Below are 14,399 nucleotides of genomic sequence, written 5' to 3' on the forward strand. Positions count from 1 at the left end.
CTTAGAAATTTTGTGAGTAAAGTATTAACAAATTGTGAAACTGAATTTCGGGAAATTAAAAAATTCTGAAACTTTGCCCACTGCCACCCGTATTACTAAGCAAGAGGTGATGAATCATGAGGAGCAAAAAAACTATTCCCTTTTTGCTGGCTTTCGCTTTGGCATTGCTGATTCCAACGCAAGCTTCAGCGGTCGACTATGAAATTACAGAAGTCCGGATCGATGCCCTGTTAAACGAAGACGGCTCGGCGGATATAACGGAACAATTCACTTATCAATTTGACGATGATTTTGAAGGCATTACACGAAGCTTGATTGAGAAGGAAGGAACGACAATCCAAAATTTCTCGGCGGCTGAAAACGGTGAAACTTTGCGGGTCGAGCTGGAAGACGGCCTGTACAAAATTTATCGTGCGGGGGAAGACGATGAAACGATTCAAATTGAATTGACTTACCAGATCGACAACGCTGTCGAAAAATACGAAGACGGGGCACAATTTTACTGGGCGTTCTTCGATGAAAGCAACGACAGCGACTATGGCAGCGTGACCATTTCTGTCATTCCTCCCGCCCCTTCGGATAGTGTGGCAGCACTCGGTTATGATGAAGCATTCGAATCGGCAAACATTACGAACGACGGTGCCGCAATTTTCGAATTGGGCGCCGTCCCGGACGGAAAAAATGCGGATATCCGCGCGATTTTTGAACCGGAGCTGTTTCCTGCAGCAGCTGCCTTGAATGGTACAATCCGCGATGATTTGGCGGCAGACCGTGAAGAACTGGAAAATGAAGCGGCGATTTTCGCCCAGAATCAGCAAACTGCCAGAGCTATCGGCATCCCGATCATCGCCATTGCCGGTGCCCTGCTGCTGGCAACGATTTTATTGGCTTGGCTGCGTGCATTTCAGCGCAAACGGAAGATTAATAATTACCCTTATCAATTTTTCGTACCAAAAGAAACGATGAGCATACCGGCTCTGCTCCATTTCACCCATTCCGCTTTCCTGTCGCCGAGCACCGTTTCGGCTGCGATTATGGAGCTGATCCGAAAAGGAAATATCCGGCAATTGTCGGAAGACCATTTCGAGCTCATCAACCGAGAGACACAGCATTTGCACGAAGACGCGCTGATCAGCCTGCTGTTCGATGAAATTGGGGACGGCCGCGAATTTACGCTGGAGCAAGTCGAAGCGTATACAAAAGATGAGGCCAACCATGCGACATACAATGATTCGATGGCCCAATGGAATGGAGGAATAAGCGAAGAAGTAAAAGCAAAAGGCTTCCGGGAAAAACACCCGGTTGTCAGATGGACTGCCGGCGGGATGAGCGTCCTGTTCATCGGCCTCGCGATTTGGACCGGCATCTATGAATTGTTCCCATGGATGGCAGCTTCCATCGTTTTGGCCATGCTGGCATTAGGTTTTGCGATCGGCTATTCGCCCATCACCCATGAAGGGCATGAAATCCGTCGGAACTGGAGATGCTTAAAAGAAGCGATGGAAGAATTGCCTGCAGACCAATGGAATAGCTTGACCAAAGATGAAAAACAGCGCGCCTATGCCTATCTTCTCGGCAGCGACCAAAAAACTGCCGAGCGGAAAGCCGAAGTGTTCACAAACGCCGGTTCGGCGGCAGACGACTCAAGCTTTATCATGAACCCGATCTTCATGACAGCCATCTTTGTGTCGGCCGGCTCCACGACCAGCGCCAGCGCAAGCGGTGGCACTGCTGGCTCTGGAGCTGGAGTCGGTGGCGGTGGTGGCGGTTCTGGTGCGTTTTAATAATTAGATTTGAAAGTGACCCTCGCGCATGCGGGGTCTTTTTATTTTTTGGAAAGTTGATATATGCACTAGATGTGCTTTCCGGCAAAAAGATGTCAGTCGGCATAAATTAATATCTTTCTGCAAACAAATCTCGATAATCGCAAATAAATGCAATACGTTCGTATCCTCGCATACATTGCTAGGCCAAAAAACACCTCGCTGCATCATTTCCAACCTTTTAATCACAAAAACCCGGAGCAAGCAGAGATTTCTGCTCGCTCCGGGCCCTATTTCCTTAAATTTTATCCCTGATGCTTCCCTAAAAACTCCAGCATCCGGCTGTACACAGCAATCTCGTTCTCTTTCCGCGAGAAGCCGTGCCCTTCATCATCCAACACGAGATATTCCACGTCGCGGCCGGCTTCTTTCAGCTTGGCGACGATCTGGTCGGATTCCTCTTTGACGACGCGCGGATCTTTCGCACCTTGAATGACCAGCATCGGCTTGACCATTCCGTCGAGGTACGTCGTCGGCGTGTCTTTGATAAAGCGCTCTCTATCGCGCTCCGGATTGCCGATCCACCGTTCCATCATCGGCTTCCAGTGGTCCGGCACCGAGTTATAGAAGGTGAACAGATCCGATACGCCAAAGATGTCGACAACGGCTTTAAAATATTCCGGATGGCGACCGTGCAGCAACAATGCCATATAACCGCCGTAGCTTCCGCCGACCAGGAATAATTTTTCGCGGTCGCTGATGCCTTCTTCAAACAGCCATTCGATTCCGGCGAGGCAGTCGAGTCGCGGCCCTTCGCCCCAGTCCTGTTCGACCAGTTTGACGAACGTCGCGCCGTAACCCGTGCTGCCGCGGAAATTCGGTGCGAATATGGAGTAGCCCCGGTTCAGGAAGCATTGGAACATTGAACGGAAGATTTTACGTTCTGCCGCCTGTGGTCCGCCATGCGGCCAGAAAATCGTGTGGCCGTTATCGTTTTCGGGTTTTGCTTTGAACAATAGGGCCTCGATTTCCATGCCGTCGAATGATTTATACGTAACCACATCCGGCTCCACCATATGTTCCGATTCCAAACCAAGCACATTGTTCTTCGTTAATTGCGTCCATTCCCCGCCATTTTCCAAGCGGAAAATATTATGCGGCACCGTTGCGCTTCTGCCGAGTAAATACAGCGCCCCTGATTTGGCCACTTGAATTTTATCGATGATTGCAGCAGGTAATTGCAGTTTCTCCGGCTTCATCGATTCCAAGTCGAAATGGTAAAGGAAATCACTTACTCCTTTCCCAGTCGTTACGTAGAAGGTTGAACTTTCCTTGTGCCATTTAAGGTCGTCCACGCTTTCATTGTCAATCTCAAGAACTTTTGAAAATTGTTTCGAAGCGATTTCGAATTTCGCCACATAATTAAATTCACTATCGTAATTCGTCACAAAATAGAGGGTGTTGTCATCCGTGAATACCGGTGCAGACGCGATATGGACCTTAGCGGCATCCGGTGTCAGGTTATGAACTTCGTTGCCCACTTTCACAAATGACGTAACGTAAGTGTTGGCAAGCGCACGCGAATAAACGATTGCTTCTTCGTTATCTGAAACAGCAACCAATTGAGTCGCGCCACCTTCCCCTTCATGAAGCAGCGTGTCCGTTCCATCTTCCAAATTGCGGACACGCGAATTCAGGAAAGTCGGATTGCCGTGTGACGTGACGTAATACAAACGTTTGCCGTCTTCACTCAAATGCTCAAAAAAGTATTTCTCATCCGGCTCACCCGTGATGAGAGGCTGCGGCAGTCCGCCTTCATAAGGCAGAGCGTAAATCTGATGGTTCTCGTCGCCGTCTTTATCATAGCCTGCCAGGACAAAGCGGTTTTCTGAATCTATTTTGATGAAACTTACCGACTCATCCCGCTGAGCGAAAAGATAGGGAAATCCTGTCGGCAAATCCATTGCCCATAAATTCACATTGCCATTCAGATTCGAGCTGAAAATCAGCCGTTTCTCATCGCGGCTCACCGTAAAATCGGAAATTGTATATGTACGGAAAAATTGCTCTACTGTCGGTTTCGGGAAATTGATCATTGCGTTTCCTCCTGTAATCCTATTTTCTGTTTCTTCTGAGATGACTGAATCTTATGCACACATCTTTCATTATATCGCAAAACTGTTCGGGTGCCAGCCACCAGCTCAAAATCCCACACAATTCTGATAACAAGGGGTGACCCCCCACCACCTTTTGGGTACAATAGACAAGTAGAGAAAAAAACCGCAAGAACCAAAACCCCAAGGAGGCTTCCCAATGACCAATTTACAGGAGATTGCCCAATCGGATGATTACGGGCAATTTGAAATAAAAGAATTATACCAAGCGACGCAATTGCTATTGCAGGAGTTCCAGAAAACAAAAACGGAACCGGAAAAGCTGAATGACATCATTGGCCATCTGAAAAAACGTCTCGAAGGACAAACTGCCTATCCGCTGGCGATTCTTCTCGAGTCAAGCCAGCTGGGCATCCGCCACCAATTGCAGAAGGATTGGAACAGTCCGATGAAGCAGCGCCAGCTGTTTCTATTTGAAAGTCTCTACTTTCAATTCCGCAGTAAAGTTCCGCCGACTGTCTGGAACCAGATCTGCCTGAATTATGCCGAGGTGCTGATTTATGTCGGCCGCTCGATCGATGGTTTAAATGTGCTCGAGCAGATGGTCGAGTCTGAAAATAATGATCCTTCCTATCAACGGAAGGATGCGGAACGAGGATGGGGGCTGCTGTTTTATTCCACATTCCTGCCCGGCAAGGAAGAAAAGGCGGATGCGTTGCATAAGGCGCGCGAACTGTTGAGCCAGGGTACCGAAAACATCGAGGATGCCAATGGCCGTGCACTTTACGCCGAACGCTTGAAGCTTGCGCAAAAGATGCTCGATGAAATCGGGCCGGTCGATGTCACCGCAAATTACAAACCGAACTTTTTTGAAGGCCGCGAAAATGACTACCGCAATTGGTGCGCGAAGCATCATTTGCTGTTAAATCCGGACAATGAGGTTGATCCGGAAGGCACGATGAAGATCGATACACTTCGCTTCCGCTACAAGGGTGCGGATAAAGAGCAGGGCGCTTTCCTCGAAGCGTTCATGGATTCACTTTTTGCGGAATTCACGGCGCAGCGCGAACAGCTTTTCGAAGCGCTGGAAAAGGATCCGGCTGAACCCGAGCGCAACGAGCAATTGAAGACGGTTTACCGCCAGACCTTTTCTTTATTCAATAAAACCGCTCAATTCCTCAACCATTATTACGAGTTGCAAATCACCAGCCCACGTGCCGGCATGCAGCGCATCTGGTTCGAAGATGAACATCCGAAAAACGAACTCAAACCGTTCATCCGCGATAGCAAAAACAGCGCGCTGAAAGCCTTGTACTGGTTGTCGAAAGAAATGTACGGCTACGAACGTTCTGAATCACAGAACCTCGCCATGATCCGCTCGCTCCAATTGCGGGACCAGATGGAACGAAGCTTTGTGCAGGTCATCACCAAAAAAGAAGAAGTCGCCCAAACCGGCGAACTCCGAAAACACCAGGTCACGCAAGCCGAGCTCGAACGTCTTGCCTTGTCCACGTGTTTCAAAGCCCGCAACGCCTTGATGTATCTGGTGTTTGCGATTGGGTCAGGAAAGAAATAATACATTGGCTGGGCCGTCTTCCTATTTCAGGGAGACGGCTTTTGCTTGGTGAAAAATTGGGATTGAAAGAGCTTTCGCAACCTGGGAATGCTCTTAAGGGATTGGAGTTTTTCGCACGGCGAAAAACATCCGTTTCAGGATTAAGGTTTTGTGTTTTTTCGCTTTTCGCCTGCGAAAAGCATGCATTCTGGGGTTTGATCTTTGGTGAGGGATGATGACTGATGGCGGGCACTTCAGAGAGGGCATATTATTATTGTTATTGACAGATTGATATTAAGTTGAGCATGCAACGGCTTCTTCCGCGCATAAACTCACAACCAACCAATAATCATCCATTTAAAGGAAATCATCCTCAACATAACAAAAAAATGCGCAAGCGCTAAACGCCCACACATTTCAAATTCCGTTATTTTTTCAATACCCCGATGACCCGGCCATTAATGTGGACGTCTTCACTTCTCATCAGGATCGGCTCGTAATCCGGATTTTCGGAAACCAGCAGGATATTGCTGCCCATTGGCATATATCTTTTCATCGTCGCTTCATCATCAATAACAGCAATGACAATATCGCCATTGGATGCGGTATTTTGCTGATGGACGATGACAATATCGCCTTTATTGATGCCGGCTCCAGTCATACTGTCACCAGTTACAGTCAACGAGAATGTATCCGCTGGCGATACGACCCACTCCCTCGGCAAATAATTTGTTGCTTCGTGGTCTTCAGAAGCCAGTGCCGGCAATCCAGCTGCCACATTCCCGATCAACGGCACAGCTATCGTTTCATGTACCTGCAGCAAAACTTCCTGTCCTTCTTCTCTTATTTCGATTTGATCAGCTGCATCATTTTCAACAGCGTATTCATACTGCCGTCCGTTTTTCAAATTCATATACTGGCGCTTGTTTTTAGTTTCCGGCAAAAATTGAGACCTGCATTTCGGCAGATCCTGAACGCTTTCTCCATGGCGATCAATAATCTTGACCTCCAACCCGTCAGTAGCGATGCCATAAAACGCGCGGCTGTCCGCTTCCATATATGATTTCAATTGGACCACTGCGTCTTCAATTCCGGTTCCAAAACTCTTCACTTCGGCAAGAATATATGGCCTTGCTTCCCCGCCGGAATAAATATTCACTGCTATATCACAATAACCCTTTTTGGAAAATTGTTGGACTTTATACTCCAGCTCCAACAATTCATATGGATAGCCGTACACTTCATGCAATTCCCGGATCAGCCATTGGCGCACTACTTCTTCTTTGGAATGAAGATCGACCAATTGTTCCGTCATTTGATAATTGGCCATACTGATCGACTCGAATGGGCGTAGCGCAGAATCTTTCTTCATGCGCATATGATTCTTATCAATTTCTTTAACGAATTTGGACGGCAATTTCACGGAAGACATGTACAATAATTCGTTTGCCCGAGTCATGCCGACATATAAAAGTTTACGTTCATCCGTCTCGATAGTTTTCTGATCCTCATCGTCATCGTATAACTCCTGTGGAATTAAACCTTTATTCAAGTCAATCAGGAAAATGACCTTGAACTCCAGCCCTTTTATGGAATGCATGGTAACGAGTTTTACTTTATCGGATTCAAAATCCGGATTCTGGCTCTGTAAAATTTCGCAGGGTATACCCGAGAGTTCCAAATCAGCAGCTGCGCTCTCAATATGGCGATTGCCGCGGGCGACCACACAAATATCCGACAACGCATAATCATTCCGGAGCACAGCAATTTCCTCCGCAATGTATTTTCCCTGCTGCTTTGGCGTCCGGAAAAAACGGTAAATCGGTGGATGGCCGTGCCGGTCGATCAATGCCGGCTTCACGAAATCCACATTCGATTGAATATTTTCATCCGCCTCAATCAAGTTAAAAGCAGCCGTCGAAATTTCAGTTGTAGTCCGGTAATTCTTGCTGAGTGTACGCGATTTTCCGCTCATATCATAGCCAATGGTCGTATAGGGCCGGCCCTTGCCGAGCCACGACTGCGGATAGATACTCTGTGTATTATCTGCTACGAACATCAGCGAGGAATGATTTTTCTCCCGGTAAAGTTCATTTAAAAACTCGAGCTGCACCCGGGTCAGATCCTGGCTTTCATCAATGATGATATGCGTATAGCGGTTCGTGCTTCCACGCCGAACTTCTTCCAGTGCCAGCAAATTCATTTGCTTGAAAGTCACAAGACCTTCTTTCTTCAACAACTCCATAAAGTGGTGCGCGACATCAAAAATTGCCGCCCGGAGTTGTGAATTTTTCATCAGCTTCTGTGGTGTGCCACCGTCTCCAGATGCTCGTCCAATACGGTCCGCAGACTGATAAGCCTCAACATCATTCATTGAACAAGCCAGAATCCACTCCACTTCATCCAATAGAAATTTACTGTTTTTCGGCGACAGCAATTTTACTTCCGGATACGATTTCTTCACTTCATGGATTGCCAGGATTATCGTCTTTCTCTCCTGCTCATGTTTCGCTATCTCATACCGTTTGCCCAAACGCTTTTGGTAACGGCTAAAGTCTTTGTACATCAAGCTGTCAATCGTTGCAATCTCCACTTCCGCATCAGACGAGAAAAAACGCGTCGCTTCCAATTCTTCCGAATCCGCCATCCGTCCGTATTGATGCTTTATGTAATGAAGCAAAGTCTTATTATAGGTAACTAATAGGATACGGTCATCTTCTTCATGGCAATAATGATCTTTCAGGAAATTGATCCGGCGAATTGCCACCGTTGTCTTTCCGGATCCTGCTACCCCTTTTACCAGCATTGGCCCTGCAGGCTCCAGCTCAACTATCCGCCTTTGTTCAATATTCAGCTTCACAGCACACACCCCCTGATTTTACATCTTCTACCTATATCTTATGAATATTGGCACAAAATAGCAAGGCTATCATAGTAAAACTGCCTATAATGGTTAGTTTTTTTGCTTTTATAGCTGTACCTCTTCATATTCGATGCACAAACAAGGAATTATATGAGCTGGAAAGAGCTTTCGCACGGCGAAAACCATCCGTTTCGGGCTTAAGGTTTTGTGTTTTTTCGCTTTTCGCCTGCGAAAACCATGCATTTTGGGGTTTGATCTTTCGTGAGGGATGATGACAGATGACGGGCACTTCAGAGAGGGCGTATTATTATTATTTTTGACAGATTGATATTAAGTTGAGCATACACCGGTTTCTTCCCCGCATACTTCCTGATTTCCGCGCAGAAACTCACAACCAACCAATAATCATCCATTTAAAGGAAATTACCATCCCCCAAAACCCAAAAACCACCTCCAACAGACACAAAAGTCTGCGGAAGATGGCTATCGAGCTATATCTTCTATTTACAACACACTATTCGGGTGCGGTTTCGATATATCCACCACATAAACGTCAATCTCATGCAATATCAGGTCGCGAATGCCGTGGATCGGACGTTCATTTCGCTCCATCTCTTCAATATAACCGTTCACTTTCTCCTGCAGTTGGATGCCTATCGATTTGCCGCGGCCCACCTCTTCAAAACGCTCGCGGAACGCCTGCTCGTACCAAAGGTTCGACACCTGAATATTCTTCAAGGTTCCTTCATCCTCTCGCTTTCCCACTACGAGATAATGGTTGCCGTATTCGTCCCTCACCAAATCGTTCGTCTGGATATTTTGCATACTCATTTTTCACAACTCCTCTTCCATCAACTTTTTTGACAATTATGCAGGATGACTTCTTTACTAAGTATTCTCAAAATCCATGCCAGATAAACCCGCCAACCCGAATCAGTCCACGTCAATTGGATAGGCGAATAGCTCAGCGTAAATCTTATAAGAAAGAAGGGTTAATTGAGCCAAATGAAGAATTTGAAAGTTAAAGCTTTTGCGATAAAAATGATTTACAGAAAGGAAAAGAAAGCCATGAAACTAATAAATCAATACATCAATTCGGTATTCACCAAACAGGACGACGAATTGGATGGGGTTATCAAATCCATCGAAGCACACGGTATGCGGCAAATTTCGGTGCCGCCTGCCTCGGGCAAACTGTTGACGATGCTCGTCTCCATCTCTGGGGCCAAAAATATTTTGGAAATCGGCGCGCTCGGCGGCTATAGCGGCATTTGTCTGGCCAGAGGATTTGGTGCTGACGGCAAATTGACCTCGCTGGAACTGGAGGAAAGTTATGCGGAGCTCGCCCACAGCAACCTCGCGCAAGCCGGTTTCGGAAACCAGGTGCACTACCTGACTGGTCCCGCACTTGATTCCCTCCAAAAATTAACCGAGGCCAATGAGACATTCGACTTTTTCTTTATCGACGCCGACAAGGAAAACTATGAAAACTATTTGGAAGCCTGCATCAAACTCGCGCAACCCGGAGCGATTATCGTGGCGGATAACGTGCTTGCCCAGGGAACCGTCGCGGATCCGGAAGCTGCGCCTCAGCGAAACACAGAAATCATGAAGTCTTTCAATCGAGTGACTGCCAACCACCCACAGCTGGAATCGCTGCTGATTCCACTTGGCGACGGCATGACAGTGGCGCGGGTGAAGACATAAAAAATGCGCCGGGAGAATTCCCTGGCGCATTTCTTTTGTTCAAGAATTAACAGTATCAATTCTTCAGTTCCCAATTCAGAATGCCAAGCACGTAATCATCCACAGCACCAGTTCCGCCAAAAACCCCAAAAGAGTTGTATGAACGGAGCTGTAGCAGAGTTGCCGCAGGGACACTGTCCGATTTCACTAAAAGAATGGGTGCATTATTTTTAGCTGCCAGGACTGAACCCGCTAACGCATCTGGGAAATTTTGGCCGGTGGCGATATAAGCTTTTTCATAGCCCATCGGCAATCCGTTTATCACTTCATTACCGGTTTCATAGCGCGTGTTGCCACCGAAACGCTTGGGAGCAGGTAATTGACTGAAGACCGATTGATCGACTACTCCTGTGCTGCCAATGACATAAGTGTTCGAAATTGTTTGAAGTGCTCCGGCTGTTTCTGACGGAATACTGTCTTTTCGTGTCAATAGGATTGGAATGCCGTTGCGTGATGCATATGAAGATATGGACAGCACGTCGGGGAAATTCAAGCCATTTGCGATTATAGCTTCTGTTGAATCCAGCTTTTGAGCAATCATTGCGGCAGTATCAAAACGGTTTTTGCCACCGATTCGTTCAATTTTCAAACCCATTCGCGATAGTTCCATTTCAACTTCCTGTGACACCGCGCCTTTGCTTCCCAAAATCATCACTTTTTCAGCACCAAGACGACGTATTTCGGCTCTTGTTTCAGGGGGAAGTGAAGCTGTGCGTGTTAAGAGAATAGGTGCGTCTTCCTGATATGCCAAAGGTCCACCTGCCAAAGCATCCGGGAAATCGGCTGCTGTTGCCAGCACTACTTGCTCAGAAGATTTCCATCCTGTTTTTGAAATCTCGACAGCTGTCGTATAACGGTTAGTGCCTGAAATCCGCTTGGCTTTTTCAGGCGGTTGATCGCCTCTCACAGCGGCATATGCATTCACCAGTCCATGGCCATAATAGATGTCTTTCCCCGGATTCCAAACGTCATCTGTCGCTGTTGAAAATAATCTCTTCTCAACTTCGACATTTGTTAAATGCGGTTCATTCGCCAGTATTAAAGCTGCTACACCTGATACAACAGGCGCTGCCATTGAAGTTCCAGTCATCTGACCAAACCCTTCATGAGGAAGGGTCGAATAGATTCCGGTACCAGGAGCTACTATGTCCTGATAATTACCATAATTCGTATAATCGGTTATATCATCATAAGCATCTGTCGCACCGACCGCTATGACGTTGTTATACGAGGAAGGATAATGCCTCTGTTTCGTATCGTCATTCCCTGCCGCAGCTACAATCAGCGCCCCATTTGCATGCGCATATTGGATCGCAGCTTCTAAGTTGGAACTGTAATCATAATTGCCAAGACTCAAATTGATGATGTCCGCCCCTGCATCGACCGCCAAATATATTCCTTCAATTACATCGGATGTGTATGCGGTAGTCAGCCCAAACACTTCGATTAGTAATAAGTTTGTATTTGGTGCCACACCCGTTCCAAAACTATTATTATCCATTGAACTGCCAATAATTCCTGCAACGTGCGTTCCATGATTACCTACTCGTAAATTATAACTGTCTGTAACCGTACTATAAGAATAATAAATCTGATCGACTAAATCAGAATGATTCACATCAAAACCGCCATCAATCACGGCTACCAGCACATCAGATGAGCCTTTCGTCAAGTTCCAGGCCTTCTCAGCGCCTATCCGGTTGTGATGATATTGGCTCGAAAGATGAGGGTCATTCGGAACATAATCCAATGTAATTAAATAATCCGGCTCGACAGATTCTACCCCTTTTACCTTTTCCAGCTCTTCCATAAAACTGTTCAGGTGTTTTTCTACCGGGACTTCGAGAGTAACAATTGAGCCTTCGTCCACAGTTCCTAAGACTGTAATATCAGCGGCTTTTAAGGCAGAGGTGTTTTGCTTCTCCATTTTGACGATAACCCGATCTGTTTCTTCAATCGAGCTTTTCACTTTTGTCTCATCGTTTGCAAAGATCTCTGATTCGTTCATAGTAAAAATTAATGATGCTACAATTATGGCAGATAACAACTTAATATAAGTTTTCATTTGGATTCCGTCCTTTTCCGGGTCATTTTGTAGAATTTCCCTCGCATTATCATTATAGGTTGTTCATTACTTTTTATCTATGCGCTAAACATATATTTACACAATACTTTGATTTCAAAGAAAAAAATGTAAATCCTACTAATTTATAAACGTTATTATGGGTATTGAATATTCACAAATTGAATTGACGATATGATTAGTCGTTTACCGGATGCATATCATGACTGCTATACTTTTAATAGAGCGGTAATTTTACTTAAACCAAAATAAAAAGGGGACTTCCTGTGAAATTTATCAAAGCGCTTCTTTTCGTAATGGGCCTATTCTTTTTGGCAATTTCTTCACTTACCGTTGTTCCAATGCTTAGAGAGTATAGCTATCAATTCGAAATAGCCAATAAGTATAATATTACTGAAATCAATGCCCATCACACTGGGGCATCCAAAACATATGAGTTTGCCGGCAATATCATTGCGGCTTCACACACGCTTACCGGAGAGGATTCCTATTTGAATGGGTGGGATCGATTGGTATACCCTGCTGATATATCAATTACAGTCAACGATGAGAACGTAATAAACTTGGAAAACTACCCTGTTCGCCTGTATGAGGGAGAATATAAAATCGCAGTTGATGGCCTGAATCAATACAACTATTATTTATCTTATTGGCTGGTTGAAGACCAGCCCTCCGATGACAAATTCTTTGCCATAACCATTCAGCAGAACGGCTACGACACCCGACAGATTAACGAAGAACACATTATGGAAGGGTATATTGGCCAGGAAGAATTTGAATACAAATTGCTGATCGTGCGGGAAGATGGCACAGTCGAAGAAGAATTTTTCACCTATCAGAATAAGGACAAACTGCAGACTCAATTAATTTCACCGATGTATGCCGGACGGCCGGGCTATTACACCGATGATCTGGTGGTTTATCCATCAGTAATATTCCCACTGATTTATCCTTTCCTGACTACACTGCTCGGGATAATTCTAGTGTTTGCGTTTTTCCCTTTTAAAGCTGTGTCTTATAGAAAAAGGAAAAACATTGAATAATTTCACCAAAGTGAATAGCCCCCTGCAATATTTGCAGGAGGTGGATATAAATATTCGTTACTGCGTCACAACACGTCTGAATTTCTGCCTCAAGGCAGGAATAAAACCGCTCGCGTAAATTTGAGGGAATGACTCCAACAATGCGGGGCTCGGTGTGATTCTCGGAAGGCAATTGGTGTACTGGGAATGGGACGGGAAAATATTGCCGCATCTCGTGGTGGTGCTGGTTTTGAAACCCAGCTCTTCTGCTATTTTAAACTCCCGCAAACCGACTTCGTTTTCCGAACCGAAAGGAAAGGCAAAATGCTCGACAGGTTTTCCGATATGTCTTTCGATTTCCTTCTTTGAATCGTTCAGTTCCTGCCGTACCGATTTTACATCGAGATTGCGGAGGTTATGATGGTTGATTGTATGGGCACCGATTGTAACGAGTTCACTTCCGGACAATTCTTCGATTTCCGCCCAGTCCATCGTCATATCGTTTGAGAACTGCCGGAGATCGATGCTATTGCCGTCAAACAGTAAAGTAAAAAGGCTTGTTTGCTGGTCAACATCCAAACTCAGAATGAATTCCCGGAGAGCCGAGGAGGCATCCTTTTCCTCGCCCTGCGTTAGGACGGGATACTGATAATTTTTCCCTTCAAAATGAAATTCAACATTCTCCGATTTTTTGACCAATTCTTCCAGCGCATACCACCAGATAAGCGCCGTTTTATCCGGAAAACAGGTCGTAACATAGATGGTGAAAGGAACATTGTATTTTCGGAAGATCGGATAAGCTATTGTGTAATTATCTTTATAACCATCATCGAATGTAAAAACCGCAAATTTCCTCTCAACCTGCACTTTACCTGTCAATATGGCATGCGCTCTTTCAATCGAAACGATGTCGTAATTATTATCGAGAAAATAACGAATCGTTTTTTCCAGTTGTGCCGCAGTTACCTCCATGTTATCCAACACAACATCCTTCTCCCCTTCAACGACCCGGTGAAACATCACTACGCTGCCAATTCCGGAATATAAGGGGCTGAAAACATTGGTGAACAATGAAAGTTTGGGATTGTTCAAGGTTTTTTGAACTCGTCTTTTCATATAGTTTCCCATAATATCCGCCTTTCTCAATCAAGGATCAACACAGCTTCTCCGATGAATTTGCCACTTTAAGCCATTGTAGAATATGAGGGTTAAATAAAGGTTAAGCCGAATTGCTCGGGTGACAGTCACCCCAG

The 14,399-nt window shown here is 45.7% G+C and carries 9 protein-coding genes; 4 read left to right on the forward strand and 5 right to left on the reverse strand.

The window, feature by feature from the left end:
• The first annotated feature begins 116 nt into the window (after nucleotides 1-116).
• A complete protein-coding gene (locus DHX103_RS03330) occupies nucleotides 117-1,784 on the forward strand; it encodes a DUF2207 domain-containing protein (RefSeq protein ID WP_422123856.1) in 1,668 nt (555 codons plus the stop codon).
• Nucleotides 1,785-2,068: 284 nt separating this feature from the next.
• On the opposite strand, the gene DHX103_RS03335 is transcribed toward DHX103_RS03330, so the two are convergent.
• Nucleotides 2,069-3,859, reverse strand: a complete 1,791-nt coding sequence (locus DHX103_RS03335; protein ID WP_422123857.1) for an alpha/beta fold hydrolase — start codon at nucleotides 3,857-3,859, stop codon at nucleotides 2,069-2,071.
• Between the two features lie 217 nt (nucleotides 3,860-4,076).
• Between DHX103_RS03335 and DHX103_RS03340 the strand changes: the two genes are divergently transcribed.
• A complete protein-coding gene (locus DHX103_RS03340) occupies nucleotides 4,077-5,453 on the forward strand; it encodes an LA2681 family HEPN domain-containing protein (protein WP_422123858.1) in 1,377 nt (458 codons plus the stop codon).
• 406 nt (nucleotides 5,454-5,859) lie between these two features.
• On the opposite strand, the gene lexA is transcribed toward DHX103_RS03340, so the two are convergent.
• The gene (gene lexA, locus DHX103_RS03345; protein ID WP_422123859.1) at nucleotides 5,860-8,292 is read right to left on the reverse strand and encodes a transcriptional repressor LexA; all 2,433 of its coding nucleotides are present in this window, start codon (nucleotides 8,290-8,292) and stop codon (nucleotides 5,860-5,862) included.
• A gap of 507 nt (nucleotides 8,293-8,799) precedes the next feature.
• Nucleotides 8,800-9,126 (reverse strand): hypothetical protein, encoded by a 327-nt coding sequence (locus tag DHX103_RS03350; RefSeq protein WP_422123860.1) that lies wholly within the window; start codon nucleotides 9,124-9,126, stop codon nucleotides 8,800-8,802.
• A 237-nt stretch (nucleotides 9,127-9,363) separates the two neighbouring features.
• Here DHX103_RS03350 and DHX103_RS03355 point away from each other — a divergent pair, with 237 nt between their 5' ends.
• The gene (locus tag DHX103_RS03355; protein ID WP_422123861.1) at nucleotides 9,364-10,002 is read left to right on the forward strand and encodes an O-methyltransferase; all 639 of its coding nucleotides are present in this window, start codon (nucleotides 9,364-9,366) and stop codon (nucleotides 10,000-10,002) included.
• Nucleotides 10,003-10,057: 55 nt separating this feature from the next.
• Here DHX103_RS03355 and DHX103_RS03360 read toward each other — a convergent pair whose 3' ends face one another.
• Entirely contained in the window at nucleotides 10,058-12,106 is a 2,049-nt protein-coding gene (locus DHX103_RS03360; RefSeq protein WP_422123862.1) for a cell wall-binding repeat-containing protein, read from the reverse strand.
• Between the two features lie 284 nt (nucleotides 12,107-12,390).
• Here DHX103_RS03360 and DHX103_RS03365 point away from each other — a divergent pair, with 284 nt between their 5' ends.
• Nucleotides 12,391-13,167: a hypothetical protein gene (locus DHX103_RS03365; protein ID WP_422123863.1), complete on the forward strand. Its 777-nt coding sequence runs from the start codon at nucleotides 12,391-12,393 to the stop codon at nucleotides 13,165-13,167.
• A 57-nt stretch (nucleotides 13,168-13,224) separates the two neighbouring features.
• Here the strand turns inward: DHX103_RS03365 and DHX103_RS03370 are convergent, their stop codons facing one another.
• Nucleotides 13,225-14,274, reverse strand: a complete 1,050-nt coding sequence (locus tag DHX103_RS03370) for a polysaccharide deacetylase family protein (protein ID WP_422123864.1) — start codon at nucleotides 14,272-14,274, stop codon at nucleotides 13,225-13,227.
• Between the last annotated feature and the right edge of the window lie 125 nt (nucleotides 14,275-14,399).

The sequence above is a fragment of the Planococcus daihaiensis genome, assembly GCF_049262615.1.
Taxonomy (GTDB): Bacteria; Bacillota; Bacilli; order Bacillales_A; family Planococcaceae; genus Planococcus.